This is a genomic window from Streptomyces sp. NBC_00076 (assembly GCF_045041235.1).
Classification (GTDB): Bacteria; Actinomycetota; Actinomycetes; order Streptomycetales; family Streptomycetaceae; genus Streptomyces.
This window is the reverse complement of the sequence record NZ_CP108242.1, coordinates 10,268,877-10,283,217: the sequence shown is the minus strand read 5'-3', so window position 1 is coordinate 10,283,217 and position 14,341 is coordinate 10,268,877. Positions and strand designations below refer to the sequence as shown.

Annotated in this window: 11 protein-coding genes; 8 read left to right on the top strand and 3 right to left on the bottom strand. The window is 70.7% G+C overall.

What is annotated here, in order from left to right:
• Positions 1 to 73 precede the first annotated feature (73 nt).
• The 5 genes from OHA64_RS45865 to OHA64_RS45845 all read left to right on the top strand — a co-directional run bounded on the left by OHA64_RS45865 (position 74) and on the right by OHA64_RS45845 (position 5,922).
• Complete coding sequence (locus OHA64_RS45865; RefSeq protein WP_405623214.1) at positions 74 to 1,039, top strand: YihY/virulence factor BrkB family protein; 966 nt, start codon at positions 74 to 76, stop codon at positions 1,037 to 1,039.
• 200 nt (positions 1,040 to 1,239) lie between these two features.
• Positions 1,240 to 2,400: a S1 family peptidase gene (locus OHA64_RS45860; protein ID WP_405623213.1), complete on the top strand. Its 1,161-nt coding sequence runs from the start codon at positions 1,240 to 1,242 to the stop codon at positions 2,398 to 2,400.
• Positions 2,401 to 2,723: 323 nt separating this feature from the next.
• A complete protein-coding gene (locus OHA64_RS45855) occupies positions 2,724 to 3,242 on the top strand; it encodes a GNAT family N-acetyltransferase (protein ID WP_405623211.1) in 519 nt (172 codons plus the stop codon).
• A gap of 257 nt (positions 3,243 to 3,499) precedes the next feature.
• The gene (locus tag OHA64_RS45850) at positions 3,500 to 4,231 is read left to right on the top strand and encodes an FAD binding domain-containing protein (RefSeq protein ID WP_405623209.1); all 732 of its coding nucleotides are present in this window, start codon (positions 3,500 to 3,502) and stop codon (positions 4,229 to 4,231) included.
• Positions 4,232 to 4,530: 299 nt separating this feature from the next.
• Positions 4,531 to 5,922, top strand: coding sequence for a Tat pathway signal sequence domain protein (locus OHA64_RS45845; protein WP_405623206.1), 1,392 nt, complete (start codon positions 4,531 to 4,533; stop codon positions 5,920 to 5,922).
• A gap of 165 nt (positions 5,923 to 6,087) precedes the next feature.
• Here OHA64_RS45845 and OHA64_RS45840 read toward each other — a convergent pair whose 3' ends face one another.
• Complete coding sequence (locus tag OHA64_RS45840; RefSeq protein ID WP_405623205.1) at positions 6,088 to 6,663, bottom strand: phosphatase PAP2 family protein; 576 nt, start codon at positions 6,661 to 6,663, stop codon at positions 6,088 to 6,090.
• A complete protein-coding gene (locus tag OHA64_RS45835) occupies positions 6,656 to 8,044 on the bottom strand; it encodes a diacylglycerol/lipid kinase family protein (RefSeq protein ID WP_405623204.1) in 1,389 nt (462 codons plus the stop codon). Before OHA64_RS45835 ends, OHA64_RS45840 begins: the two co-directional genes overlap by 8 nt.
• Positions 8,045 to 8,972: 928 nt before the next feature.
• Between OHA64_RS45835 and OHA64_RS45830 the strand changes: the two genes are divergently transcribed.
• The 3 genes from OHA64_RS45830 (at position 8,973) to OHA64_RS45820 (ending at position 13,635) form a co-directional block, all read left to right on the top strand.
• Entirely contained in the window at positions 8,973 to 10,124 is a 1,152-nt protein-coding gene (locus OHA64_RS45830) for a M23 family metallopeptidase (protein WP_405624393.1), read from the top strand.
• 147 nt (positions 10,125 to 10,271) lie between these two features.
• Complete coding sequence (locus OHA64_RS45825) at positions 10,272 to 11,387, top strand: SGNH/GDSL hydrolase family protein (RefSeq protein WP_405623203.1); 1,116 nt, start codon at positions 10,272 to 10,274, stop codon at positions 11,385 to 11,387.
• Positions 11,388 to 11,547: 160 nt separating this feature from the next.
• On the top strand, positions 11,548 to 13,635 hold the full coding sequence (locus OHA64_RS45820) for a hypothetical protein (protein WP_405623202.1): 2,088 nt from the start codon (positions 11,548 to 11,550) through the stop codon (positions 13,633 to 13,635).
• A 78-nt stretch (positions 13,636 to 13,713) separates the two neighbouring features.
• Here the strand turns inward: OHA64_RS45820 and OHA64_RS45815 are convergent, their stop codons facing one another.
• Positions 13,714 to 14,322 (bottom strand): TetR/AcrR family transcriptional regulator, encoded by a 609-nt coding sequence (locus OHA64_RS45815; protein WP_405623201.1) that lies wholly within the window; start codon positions 14,320 to 14,322, stop codon positions 13,714 to 13,716.
• Between the last annotated feature and the right edge of the window lie 19 nt (positions 14,323 to 14,341).

The following is a 14,341-nucleotide window of genomic DNA, read 5'->3' as shown; positions in this document are numbered from 1 at the left end:
GGGCGAGGTCGGACGGGACGGTTCTCGGGGCAACCGGACAGGAGAGCCGCCGCACGACGAGGAGCGCCCGCGCATGGGAACCACCGTCCACGTCCCGCAGACCCGGGACATGATCGGAGACGAACTCTCCGGCGACGAAGCGTTCACCGCCCTGCGGCATTACGGGGGACGGAGGCTGCTGACCGACTCCTTCGCACGGTTCCGGTACGCGGACGGCTTCACCAACGCACGGGCGCTCGCCTTCCAAGTGGTGCTCGGACTGGTGCCGTTCACCGTGGCGCTCGTCGGTCTGGCAACCTCGGTGCACACGGAGGGGGTGGGCCGGATCATCGAGCTCACCCTCGGCCGGATCGTGCCGGGTGCCAGCGCCGACGTCGTCGAGGATGCCTTCGACGGGACCCGGCGCAGCGCCCAGGGCGACGTCTGGAGCACGCTCGCCCTGTGGCTCGGTCTGGCGTTCGCGCTGTTGAACCTCGCCTCGGCCATGGGGCAGATCGAGCGCGGCGCCAACCGCATCTACGGCATCGAGCGTGATCGTCCCTTCCCTCGCAAGTACGCCCGAGCGTTGGTGCTGGCACTCACGGCGGGACTGCCCATGGTGCTGGGGTTCGTCGTCCTCGTCGCGGGCGCGGCCGTCGGTGATGCGGTGGCCCGCTCGGCCGGGTGGGCGGGCGCCGGGCCGCAGTGGTGGGGCGTGCTCGACGTTCCGGTCGGTCTCGCGCTGGCCTGGGTGGCTTCCGCCGTGATCTTCCGCTGGTCGCCCCGGCGGGTCCAACCGGGCTACACCTGGCTGGCGTTCGGTTCCGCCGTCCATCTCCTCCTGTGGGTGTCGGCCACGTGGCTGCTCGCGCTGTACGTCGAGGAGAGCGGCGCCTTCGGATCCGTGTACGGACCGCTCACCGCCTTCGTCGCCCTGCTGCTGTGGGCCAACCTCACCGCTGTCGCGCTCTTCCTCGGCATCGCGTTCGCCGCCCAACTCGAAGCGGCCCGCGCCGGCATCGCATCAGCGGTACGTCCGGACCCCGGACCCGGGGACTGACTACCCGCCTCGGCTCTCCGCCTTTCGATCGCCGCCGCGACCGACCTGCGACCGAACCGAGCCAACTCGCCCTGACACGAACAGGCTTGCATTGGCCTAGACCTGATGGCGGCCTGGGGCTAGGCTCTGCCCAACGCCATGAGAGCGCTCTCAGATTGCGTTGTTCCGCCCCCACCCTGGAACGACGAAAGGCAGTTCACATGAGACGCAGCAGACTCCAGCACGTCACCCTGGCCGTCCTCCTCATGCTCGGCAGCTGGTCGGCGGCCGGGACCCTGCCGGCCGCAGCGAGCGACTCCTCCGACTCGGCCGCGTCCGAGACCGCCTCCCCCGGTCTACTGGAACCGATGCAGCGGGACTTCGGCCTGTCGAAGGCCGAGGCGGAGGCTCGACTGACCGCGGAGCGCGACGCCACCGCCCTGCTGCCCACCGCGCGCCGGGCCGCCGGAGCGGCGTACGGGGGCTCGTGGTTCGACGCCGCGAGCCGGCGGCTGACCGTGGCGGTCGCCTCGGACACGGCGGCCACGACGGTCCGGGCGGTACGGGCCACCGGCGCGCAGGTGCGGACCGTGGAGCACAGCGCGCGGCAACTGGACGCCACCAAGGCACGCATCGACCGGCTGGGCGCGCCATCGGGCGTCAGCAGTTGGTCCGTCGACCCGTCGGCCAACGCGGTCGTGGTGAACGTGGTCGAAGGCGAGCGCGCCGACAACGATGTCCTGCGGTTCGTCGCCCGGGCCCGCGAGACCGGCCCGGTGACGGTACGGACGGTGCGGAACGAGCCCCGGACCTTCGCGGCGGGCACGGTGGGCGGTGACCCCTACTACACGGGCAACGTCCGCTGTTCCATCGGCTTCTCGGTCCATGGCGGGTTCGTCACCGCCGGGCACTGCGGCCGGGCGGGAGCCGGCGTCAGCGGCTGGGACGGCTCGTACATCGGCACCTTCCAGGGCTCCTCGTTCCCCGACAACGACTACGCGTGGGTCAGCGTGGGCAGCGGATGGTGGACGGTGCCGGTGGTCCTCGGCTGGGGCACGATCCCGGACCAACTCGTGCGCGGCTCGGCCGAGTCGCCGGTCGGTGCCTCGATCTGCCGCTCCGGCTCCACCACACATTGGCACTGCGGCACGGTGCTGGCGAAGAACGAGACGGTCAACTACAGCCAGGGCGCGGTGCGCCAGATGACGAAGACCAGCGTCTGCGCCGAACCCGGGGACTCCGGCGGCTCCTTCATCAGCGGTGACCAGGCACAAGGGGTCACCTCGGGTGGCTGGGGCAACTGCGGCAGTGGCGGAGAGACCTGGTTCCAGCCCGTCAACGAGATCCTCGGCCGCTACGGGCTCACCCTGCACACGGCCTGAACCGAAGAGGCCGGAAGGGCCGGAAGGCACGCAAGGCACGGAATGGCCGGAGGATCGCGGCGAACCGGCGGCGGATCCTCCGGCCCACCGGTTCGATGCGGATCCTCCGGCCATCGGTTCGATGCGGTCCAACTCGCTTCGAGGAATACCCAGTTGTCGCGACCATTGAGCCTTCGGTAGCGTCGCGCGGCGACAGACACGTGCTCACGGTTCGGCGAGGAGGTTGATGAAGATGGCTGCCATGGCCGTGTTCAGCATGCCCTTGTCCGGTCCGCGCGCCGTTGGAGCGTGGTCCGGGTCGTACGAACGACCAGGAGTGTCACGTGTCTTCTCTTCTCCCCTCATCCGCTGACGCGGACCTACGTACCGACCGGCTCATCCTGCGGCCATGGTCTCCCGACGAGATCGCAACCGTCCTGCACGGTTCCCGACTCGACCACTGGGCCGAGGACTTCCCCGCGGAGGGCGACCAGGTCGTCGCCGGCCTCATCGGCCGGAACGCCGACTGGCTCGGCGCCTACGGCCACCGTCTCGTGGTCGAACGCGGCAGCGGCCTGGTGGTCGGCTCTGTCGGCCTGTTCTGGCCCCCCACCGATGGTGCACTGGAACTCGGCTACGGCATCGTGCCCACCCGTCGCGGACGCGGCTACGCACCCGAAGCCGCCCGGGCGCTGGCGGAGTTCGCTCTCACCGCTCCCGATGTCCACACGGTTCAGGCCGACGTCGAAACCGCCAACCCGTCCTCCGTCCGAGTGCTGGAGAAGGCCGGCTTCCAGGAGATCGGCAGGCAGGACGGCGTAGCCCGGTTCCACGTCACGAAGAGGCGCCCGAACCGGCGCTGACCCGAGGGCACGGGGGTGGAAAGCGGTACGCCGACCACCCCCGTGCGCACCGGGCGACGATGACGGCCCGCACCCACGTCCCCGCCCGCGGCGCGGGCCAGCGCGCGAGGGGCGCGGGCCCGCGGGGCGATGAGCCCTGCATGCGCCCCCTCCCCAAGGGAAAGAATGCGCCACGTCAGTGATCGTGTGGCTGAGGTGCTGTTCTCCGTCTCTTCTCTCCTCCGCCATCAACTCGCCGGAAGGGCTGGTCGGTTCCCGTGTTGTTGCGTCTGCCGGTGTCCGTGTCCGAAGCACAGGAGTGCCTGACTGAGGGGGCCGTGCCGATCGGCGGTGCGACGCTCGTGTGGGCCACCTGGCAACAGGACGGGTTCCCCGACCAGGCCATGTCCCTGCGCCACTTGCCGGAGGCCAACGTGATCGAGCGCGAGGCCCTCGGCGCGGCCGTGGTGTTGCGCCAGATCGACGACCGCGTGCCCGAGGCACTGCGTCGGGCGGCCTCGACGGTGGGGACCGGAGCCGTGCGTCGTACCGCCACGGTCGGCGGCAACCTGGTCGGCAGCACCCTGCGCTGTCTGCTGCCCGCGGCTCTCGTACTCAACGCCCGTGGCGTCGTTCTGGAGGTGGACCGGGTCCACGAGACCGACCTCGCCGAGGTTCTGGCCAAGCGTCACCTCCTGCTCGGCCTTCGCTGGCACGAGCCGGTCGTCAGCGGGTACCGCAAGCTGGACGGTGAGGCCGGTGGACCGCCGCCCTTCATAGTCGCCGCCGCCGTTCATGCCGACGGCGGACGCCACCTCCTTCGTGTCGCCGTCCGTGACGGTTACGAGGTCCTCAACGACAGCACCGTGTACGACATCGGCACCGGCACCGGCACCGAACAGATACTGAACGCCCTCCAGGGCACAACCCTCGGCACTCTCGACGCCTCCGGCTGGGACGTGGTCCGCCAGCACGTCACCGAGGTGCTGGCGGGCCTCACCGGCCACTGAAGACGCGGCCGGCTCGCGTGGCCAGGCGGCGAGTGCCGCCCTTCACAACCGCCGCGCCATGAGGTGGAGGTCCGGCCGCCATCATGTGCGTCCCTGCGGGCGCCGTCCCGTGCGTGCCGTCCCGTGCGTGCTGCCCTGCGCGTACTGAGGGGGCGTGACCTGACGCCCAACTGACACAGGTGTCACGTACGTTGACCAGAAGCACGCACGACAGCACAATGAGCGCGCGCACTCGTGAGAGCGCTCTCAGGCCTGCCGTGTGCCCTCTCCCGGCCTGACCCGCACCTTCGAGGAGACCCATGACCGGCAGCCAAGGCCCGGTATTCAGCCGTCGCGCCCTCATCGGGACCGGCCTCGGTGTCGGCGCCTCGGTCCTCGCCGTGGGCGGAGCCGCCGCGGCTTCGGCGGCGGAACGCCCGTCCGCGGGCAGAGCCGGCGCACCACAGCGGGCGTATGCCTTCCTCGCCGCCGCCACGGACGCCTATCCGGACCATGGCACGATCCGGCTCGCCCAGAGCTACTCCGACCAGGCCGGCCTGTTCAGCACCGCGTTCACGTACGACAACGCACTCGTGATCCTGGCCCATCTCGCGTCAGGCACCCGGGACAGCTGCTCCCGGGCCGTGGCGCTCGGTGACGCGCTCCTCTACGCCCAGGCCCATGACCCCGCCCACGACGACGGAAGGCTGCGGCAGGCGTACAACGTGGGGCCGTACACCTTCTACGACGGTTCACCGCAGCCGGACGGCTTCGTACGAGCGGACGGTACGGCCAACGTGGGAACCCAGTTCGGCTTCACCGGCACCGCCGTGGGCGACATGGCCTGGGCCGGCATCGCGCTCGGCGCGCTGGCCCGCCGGACCGGGCAGCGCCGCTTCCTCACGGGGGCCGTCCGGATCGGCGAGTGGATCGAGCGCGTCGGCCGTACCGACGAACCGCTCGGCGGCTACAAGTTCGGCGTCGACGGCGCCGACGCGAAACTGCCCTTCACCTCCACCGAGCACAACACCGACCTGGTCGCCCTGTTCGGACAGCTCGGCCGGCTCACCGGCGACAAGGAGTGGCGTGAACGGCGGGCACGGGCCGCGGCCTTCGTCACGAGCATGTGGGAACCGTCGGGGGGCTTCTTCTACACCGGCACCAACGACGGCGTGACGATCAACAGGTCGCCGATCCCCGAGGACACCCAGACCTGGACCCACCTCGCCCTCGCCTCCCCCGCCCACGCCCGCTCGCTGGACTGGGCCGCGACCGAACTGGCCGTCCTGGACACGGCCGACCGACGCAACAGCACGGTGCCGGCGGGACAGTCGTACGAGGGTGTCACCTTCAGCTCGGCCGGTCTGCTGGCGAACGAGGACGCTCCGATCGCCGAGGGCCAGCCCAAGCCCGACCGCAACGGCGTGTGGTTCGAGGGAACCGCGCACCTGGCGCTCGCCCTGCGCGACCGGCGCGCCGCCGGCGACGAGACACACGCTCGGCGGCTGCTCGCCTCCGTCGAGCGCGCCCAGGACCTGCTCGGCGACGGACAGACCGTCGGCGGCGGAGCACTTCCCGTGCGGTCCGGAGTCGTCTCCGCGAGCAGCCCGCTCGACACGGGTTTCGGGTTCGGCTACTACCCGTACCGCCATGCGGGTGCCACCGCCTGGTACCTGTTGGCGGTGGCCCGCGCGAACCCGCTGCGGGCCTGAGCCACGCCGACCTTCATGCCGGCCTTAAAGTCAATCTTGATTGCCGGCCTTCAATCGAGCTTGCTTGCCGGCCTTCACGTCGACTTTCATGCCGACCATCCCGTCGACTTCATGCGGCCTTCACGTCGGCCCCGAGCACCTGAACATGGCGGAAGGCGGTCCCGCTCAGCCGTCCCAGTGGGCGGCGGCGAGGACCGCGGCCGCCGCGCCGGTTCCCAGGACCGCGCCGGCGACGACATCGCCCGGGTAATGCACTCCGGTGTGGATCCGCGAGTAGCCCACCGCGCAGGCCAGCAGGCCGAGCGGGACCGTGGCGACCGGGAACGCGGGGCCCACCGCGGCGGCGAAGGCGACAGCGGAGGCCGTGTGGCCGGAGGGAAAGGACGCGGACGCCGGCATGGGCACGTGCCTGCCCGGGAACGGCGAGTCCTCGGCACGGTGGGGACGCGGCCGCCGGACGAGACGCTTCCCGAGCAGATTGGCGGTCGTGGAGGCGACACCGACGGCCGCGACACCGAGAACGGCGGCACGACGCGGCCGACCGGGGCGCAGGGCGAGAAGTCCCGCGGCCACGAACGAGATCTTGGAGTGGTCCGCGGCCGCCGACAGCCGCCGCAGTGCGGAGTCCAGCGTGGGTGTCCTGGTGATCGTGACGGCCTCGTAGAGCGCCTGGTCGAGGGCGGCGAGATCACGCATCAGGCCTCGCTGCGCCCGCTGGTTCCGCGAGGGGCGGTCAAGCATCGCTCTGCTCCTGTTTCTTACGGGACGGGTGGGGGGTCCGACCGAAGGCGAGACGGACGACACGCCGCCAGTCGACGGACGGTGCGACGTACGGCGCGCCCGGACGATGTCTGGGCACCCGCACCCTCAGGACGCCGGGCCGTACCGTGCACACGACGGGCTGGGGCAGGGTCAGGGCCTCGCCGTCGACGGCCACCGGGATGAACTCCTCGTCGGCCTCGACGACCACGCGACGTGCCTTCAACGCCGTGATACTGCTGGCCCGTTCACCGCGCAACGCCAGTTCGGCGGCCTGCGCGGGGCCTTCCACCCGGACCGCGATCACACCGAGCCTGCCCGCGTCGAGTCTGGGTCTGCGTCCACCTCCGAGGGGATCGGCCCTGCCGTAGGGGTTGTTGCTGACCAGGAGGGCCTGCGGGGTGTGCACCCGTTCGTCGTCCGCCCGGACGTCGAGGGAGGCGCCGCCGTCGCCGACCAGGAGATCCGGCAACTGCTCGAGGGCGGTGGCCGCCTTGGCGTCGCGATAGTCGGGGCTCTGCACGATCTCCGCGTACGCCCCGAACGAGACCGTGTTGACGAACGGCCGCCCTTCCACGTCCCCCAGGTCGAGGCGCAGTTCCACACCGTCCGACAGAGCGTCCAGGCAGGCGGCCGGGTCGTCGCGGTCCAGGCCGAGGTCCATGGCGAAGTGGTTGCGGGTGCCGGCGGCCACGACCAGGAACGGCAGCCCGTGTTCGGCCGCCACCCCTGCCACCAGGGCCTGTGTGCCGTCACCACCCGCCACGCCGAGCAGATCCGCCCCCTCGGCCACGGCCTGTCGCGCCAAGGCCACCGGATCCGGGTTGGTGTCGAGGTCGAGCAGCACCACCCGGGCGCCCAACGCCTCCGCCCGCTCCACCAGGTCGTGTTGGCCGACCTTGCCGCCTCCGGAGCGCGGGTTCATGATCAGCACCGGTCGGCGGGGCGGCCGGGCCGACCGGGTGTGCATGCCGTGCGGCTTTCGCAGGCGGCGCAGCGCGCTCCTGGCGCAGACCAGCCCCAGCGCCCACGACGCCACCGCCGCCACCGCCACCACCAGCAGTCCTGACACGGCGTAGAGCACCAGGACGCCCACAGGCGCGGCCAGCGCCAGCAGGGCGCCCAGAAGGCGGGCCGGCCCCCGGTGGGCCAGGGCCCACCAGATGCCGGCACCGGCCAGGGCCAGTCCTGCGAGCCCCAGCAGCAGGATCGGCCACCGGCCGGATCCGGCGCCTGCCACCACGGCCGCGACGGCACCGGCGACACACAGCAGGGCGAGCCTGGCCAGGGCTCGCACCGACAGCACATCCCGTCGGGCGGTGCCGTTCGGTGCCGGCTCGCTGCTCGTTCGGGTCGCGTTCATGATGCGTCGGGTGGTCCCCCCGGGGTTCCGCGTTCCGCGTGCACGCGGCCAACGGTTTCCCCACCTGCTCGGGGTCCCTTCCCTGCCTCTCTCTCCATGGTCGTTTCGGGCCGCCGGCCCGGTATCCCGACATCCGCGGACCAGTGCCACGGAATCAGGCGGACCTGCGACTTCAGGCTCGGCGAGCCAACGATCTCATGGGGCCGCGGCCGGTCGCGGCACGAGGTGTACGCGTCCACTCCCTGTGTGTTCGCTCCCTGGGCACGCGTCCACTCCTCGCGTTCCTAATCCCCCCGGCCCTTCCCGCGTCGCCTGGCGACAAGGGGGGTGCCCGCGACGACGAGACCGAGGGCCACTACTTTGCCGGTTCCGAAATAGGCGCCCCAGTGCTCCTCGACCCCGTTCCCCCGCAGAAGGAGCCACAACAGCAGCGCCCCGCCACACACGACGAGGGCCACTCCGGCCGCCGGCTTCAGTCCGGCCCACCAGGGTTCGGGACCCGCGGGCGATATGTCGACATCGGTATCGGTATCGGTCTCTGGCCCTCGCTGCGCGTCACTCACTGTGCGCCGGTCCTCTCTGCGGTCGTCGGCCCCTGATCGACCGTCGGTCCGGGGCGGCCCCTTGATCGGTCGGTCGGTCGGCCGTCGGCCGGTCGTCAATGCGTCGTCGGTGGGAAGTCGGTCCTTGATCAGTCGTCAGGAGTGACGCCGTCGGACGCGGCCAGGTTCCGGGAAGCATCGGGCGTCCGTGAGCTCTGCCCGTTCGGGCAGGTCACTCTGCCTCCGCGCCTCGTGATGCCCGGGCGACGGCGCGCTACCGTCCGTCCGTGACCATCGAGACCCCTCCGGATTCGCCGTCGGCGCCGATCCCACAGGGTGCGCCCGCTCCCTACGCCCAGGCCGTATCGCAGGGAACGTCGTACGGCATGGAGGGTCCACCGGCCACGACCGGCCGGTTGAACGAAGCAGATGAAGCACATGAAGCGGACGAAGCGAGCAGGGAGGGCGGGGAACAGGCCCGTGCGGATCGGGCCGTGAAACCCCGTCGACGCGGCCCGGGCCTCTTCACCGTCGTGGTGCTGCCGGGGCTGGTCACACTGACGGGCATCGTCGGCTGGCTGGTGCTGACGGGTGGCCTGTCCCCCGACCCGCCACAGAACTCCGCTCCCGGCCCGGTCGGCACGACCCGCGTCGACGCCTCCTACCTTCCGTGGCTCCGCAAGTCAGCCTCCGCCTGCTCGGTGCTCACGCCTGCCGTCCTCGCCGCCCAGATCGAGCAGCTCTCCGGCTGGAGCAACGACACCGAACGCCTCTCGGGCGAGAAGGGGATAGCCGCTTTCACGGACGCCCGATGGCGCACCTGGGGCAAGGACGACGACGGCAACGGGCGCTCCTCGCCCGGTGATCCGGCGGACGCGATGATGGCGCTCGGCCGGCAGGACTGCTCGCTGGCCGAGAAGGTGACCGACCTCAGGACCGACGGCACCGTCACCGGCAACCTCGTGGACCTGACGCTGGCCGCCTACGCCGTCGGCACGGAGGCGGTGGCGGAAGCGGGCCGTGTGCCAGCGGAGTCGCGCGACTACGTCGCCGAGGTGAAGGCACTGCTCCCGCGCTACGAGGCGTTCGACCGCGAGAATCCCGACGACACGGCGAACCGGGCGCCGGGCGCGGTCCTGGCAGCGCCGGTGAGCACCCTCACCGTCACCTCGTCCTACGGTTCCCGCGAGCACCCGCTGACCGGAGTGACCAAGCTCCACACCGGGGTGGACTTCGGCTCGCCGCAGGGAGCGCAGGTCTCCTCCGCCGCCGCGGGACGCGTCGTGTTCGCCGGGATGACGAAGGCGTACGGCAACCGCGTCGTGGTCGACCACGGCACCATCAGCGGCAAGCCCCTGCAGACGACCTACAGCCATCTGTCGTCCCTCCAGGTTCCCGTCGGCCGGACGGTCGAAGCCGGCACGCCGATCGGACTCGTCGGGTCCACCGGCCTGTCCACCGGCCCCCACCTGCACTTCGAAGTGATCTTCGACGGGGGATACACCGATCCAATGCCGTGGCTCAGCCCGAGCTCGTGACACAACACGCCTTGTCGGCACGGGAGTTCTGCCTGGTTCCCTGAAGTCGCGCTCCGCAAGGGGTTGACGACGGCGTGCGTGGCGGTCACCTTCGATAGCAGCCAGAAATGGGAGCGCTCCCATACTCGCGGATCGAAGGATGGCCTCATGGACACGCCCGGTCGCTTATCCCGAAGGACGTTCGTCACGGCCGCCGTCGCGGGTGCCGTGGCCGGAGTCGCCTCCCCCTCGCAGGCATCCGGCACGCGGGCCCGGTTCCACACGGCGGGTCGGGTCAAAGGGAGCGCCGACGGGTCTGTGCGGTACAGCTGGCCCGGCATCTACTTCGAGGGGCGTTTCCGCGGGACCGGGGTCGGCGTCGCCCTCGACGACGCGGACAACGACTACGACGTCCAGATCGACGGAACCACCGTCGAAACACTGGTGACGCCGGGACGGACCACGTTCTGGCTCGACGGCCTCTCCGACACCGAGCACCGCGTGCGGCTCGTGAAACGCACCGAAAGCCCGTGGGCGGTCGGCCGGTTCGGCGGATTCGTCGCCGCTCCCGGAGGCGCCGTCCTCCCGGGCCCGCGGGCACGGAGCAGACAGATCGAGTTCATCGGTGACTCGAACACCGCCGGCTACGGCAACGTCTCCACCACGCGCGACTGTTCGAGCAACGGCGGAGTCAACCGGAACACCAACGCCGACCTCGCGTTCGGCGCCCTCACCGCCCGCGGCCTCGGCGCCGACTACCAGATCAACGCCTTCTCCGGCCGCGGCATGGTGCGCAACTACAACGGCGGCAGCCCCGAGGCCGACTTCCGCACCTACTACGACCGGGCCCTGCTGAACGTCGACGGCGACGTCTGGCGCAGACCTACCGACTGGCGTCCACAGGTCGTCGTGATCGGACTGGGCCTCAACGACTTCTCCACACCCCTCAACCCCGGCGAACGCTGGGCGACGCAGGACGAACTGGTCGCCGCCTACGAGACCGCGTACCACGGTTTCCTCGACAAGCTGCGCACCCGCTACGGCCCCAGGACGTTCATCGTGGTCAGCGCCACCCACCTCTGGAACACCACCGCGTTCACCGACGCGACCCTGCGCATCGTCCAGCAGCGCAACCGGCGCGGCGACAGCCGGGTCGGCCACTGGTACTACGACGATCCCGGCCTGGACCACCTCGGCTGCGACTGGCACCCCTCCCTCAGCGACCACCGGATCATCTCCGGGCTGCTGGAGGACCACCTCGCCGGCCTGCCGCTGCGCTGGTAGCCCGCTGACGCGGGACGGAATCCTCCATGCAGATCCTTCATGAAGCAAAGGTGAATTACTTTCGTCTGTCAGGTGTACAACCTTTCACCCCCTGATCACGTCGAACTGGCGAACAACGCGTCACCTGCCGCATGCAAGTCCCTGGGGGGAAGTCTTGTCCGTGATCGTCCGTTGGTTGTGTGCCGTCCTGCGCGTGCGCGGGAAGGCCGACCTCTGCCTGGTGTTCCTCTTCGGCGCCGGCTTCGCACTGCTCCCCGTCTTCGCACTGATGCCGTCCCTGTGGGGCTTCGCGGCGGCGTCCGCCGTGAGTTACCTCGCGGACGAGGCGTTGCATGTCCGAGCGCCCGGTTTCGTCCGCCGACTGGCGTCGCTGCAGTTCAATCGCACCATGCGGTTCGCCGCCCGCACGGTCATGCTCCTCGCGCTGGCCCAGCGTATGGATGCACCGGAGGTGGTGCTGGCCGCCGGCCTGGCCGCCTTCACCACCCACTTCGCGATGGTGATGCTCTATACGGCGCTGCACCGCGGCATTCGCCTGCGGCGGGTCCTGCCGGTGGCCGTGCGTAATCTCGACATGAGCGAGGCGGGTATCCCGGCGCAGCCGCCGGCCTTCCTCTACCGGCGTTTCCTGCGCAAGCTGCTCCATCTCGATGTGGCGGCGCACGCGGCACTGCTCGCGGCGCTGGCCGCCGGAACCTGGTATCCGGCGGGCATCGGCTACGCCGTGACGGCCGGGCTGCCCGTGGCGGCGGTGCTGGCCCTGCTGGTCCAGTTCCGTGCTGCCCGCCGGACGCCGCCGCGGGACGAACTCATCCGCGAGGTCAACCGGCAACTGGCCGACTACCGGCCCGAGGTGGCCCTGTATTTCAGCTTCGCCGCGGTGTCACGGGACTTCATGTACCAGGTCAACATGTGGATCGAGACGCTTGAGCAGCTCGACCGGCGGCCGTTGATCATCCTCCGGGAGCACGCCTCGTTCCGTCATCTCAGCCGTACCTCGCTCCCCGTGCTGTGCGTGCCCAAGGCGGACGACCTCGCGGAGCTGGACCTGTCCGGCGTGCGCGTCGTCCTGTATCCCGGCAACGCGGGCAAGAACGTACACATGCTGCGGATCGCCGAGGCCAAGCATGTTTTCATCGGCCACGGCGACAGTGACAAGCTCGCCAGCAGCAACCGGGTCAGCAAGGTGTACGACGAGATCTGGGTGGCCGGCCGGGCCGGCCGCGACCGGTACCAGCGGGTGCGGCACGCCATCAGCGACGACTCCATAGTCGAGGTGGGCCGCCCGCAACTGGCGCCCATCCGGCTGCACGCCGACCACACGCCCGGTCCGCTGCCCGTCGTGCTGTACGCCCCCACCTGGGAGGGCTGGAGCGACGACGACTGCCACACCTCCCTGATCCCGATGGGCGTGCCCCTGATCGAGAAGCTGCTCGCGCAGAACGTACGGGTCATCTACAAACCGCATCCGCTCACCGGCAAACGCTCACCCGAGGCCACCGCCGCGGACCGGGCCATCCGGGCCATGCTGACCGCCGACAACGAGCAGCGCGAGGCCGCGCAGGCGCAGGAGGCGCTCGCCGCCGTCCGGCCGCGGCTGGCGGAGATCCGGGCCCGGCTCGACGAGTTGGCCGGCCGACACCAGGGTGACTACGCCGAGCAGACCCGCGCCGCGCGGGTCCCCGGCCACGACGGCGCGGCCGAGTGGCACGAACTGCACGCCGAGTGGCACCGGATCTACTGGGAGAGCCGCGGTGCCGTCCGGCACAACGTGATCCTCAGCCAGCTGCCGACCCTGTACGAGTGCTTCAACCAGGCGGACATCCTGATCAGCGACGTCTCCTCCGTGGTCGCCGACTTCGTGGCCAGCCTCAAGCCGTATGTCCTGACCAACGCCAACGACCTGCCCGACCAGGAGTTCCGGGCCGCGTACACCACCGCCGGGGGCGCCTACCTGCTCGACCGCGACTGCGCCCGGCTGCCGGAGATCCTGCGGTCGGTCCGCGAGCCGGACCACGATCCGATGGCCCCGCAGCGCCGTACGCTCAAGGAGTACGTCCTCGGCCCGGACACGCCCACATCCATGGAGCGGTTCAACACCGCCCTCAACGCGCTGGCCGCCCTGTCCGAGGCGGAGCTGACCGAGCGTGAGCAGAGCCTGGTGATTCCGACGCAGCGGACCGACTCGGCTCCTCGTGTGGACCTGGCCGGTCCGTCCGATCGGCCGGCCCCTCTGAGCAACGTCTGAGGGGTGTCGCGCGGGCCCGTTCGGCACTGTCCCCCGCTCCGGCGGCGGTGACTCGGCTGACGGCGCCCGCGCGCCCGGTCATCGTGGTGGGGCGTCGGTGTCCACGAGGCCGGCGATGTGGGCGGTGACCGTGTCGAGGATGTCGGTCCAGGCCGCGTCGTCGCCGAGCACCAGGTAGTTGAGGGTCAGCCCGTCCGTCATCGCGGCCAGGTAGCGGGCCAGGACGGAGACCTCCACGCCCAGTCGGAAGTCCATGCTCCGGCCCAGCTCGTCGATGAGTTCGGCATACGCGTCGCCGTAGAGCTCGTACTGGCGTCGCGCCAGATGCTCGAACCCCGGCTGACGCAGGGCGTACTGGGTCAGTTCGTAGGTGAGCATGTGCTCGTCGGGGTGGGCACGGACGTGGTCCCAGTACGCCTGGAACCCGGCCCGGACGGTCTCCTCCAGCGTGGCCCTGGGCCGTATCGCCTCCTTCACCACGGTCACGGAGTGCTCCGTGAGGGTCGTGATGACGGACTCGATCAGGGCCTGCTTGGAGTCGAAGCAGTAGTGGAAGACGCTCAGGGACACCTCCGCCTCAGCGGCGATGGACCGGGTCGTCGTCCTCGCGACGCCGTCCCGGGTCATCGCCCTGATCGCCGCCTCCGTCAGCTGTCGGCGCCGTTGTGCCGACGGCATCCGTGCCATGTGCGTGCCCCTCGTGCTC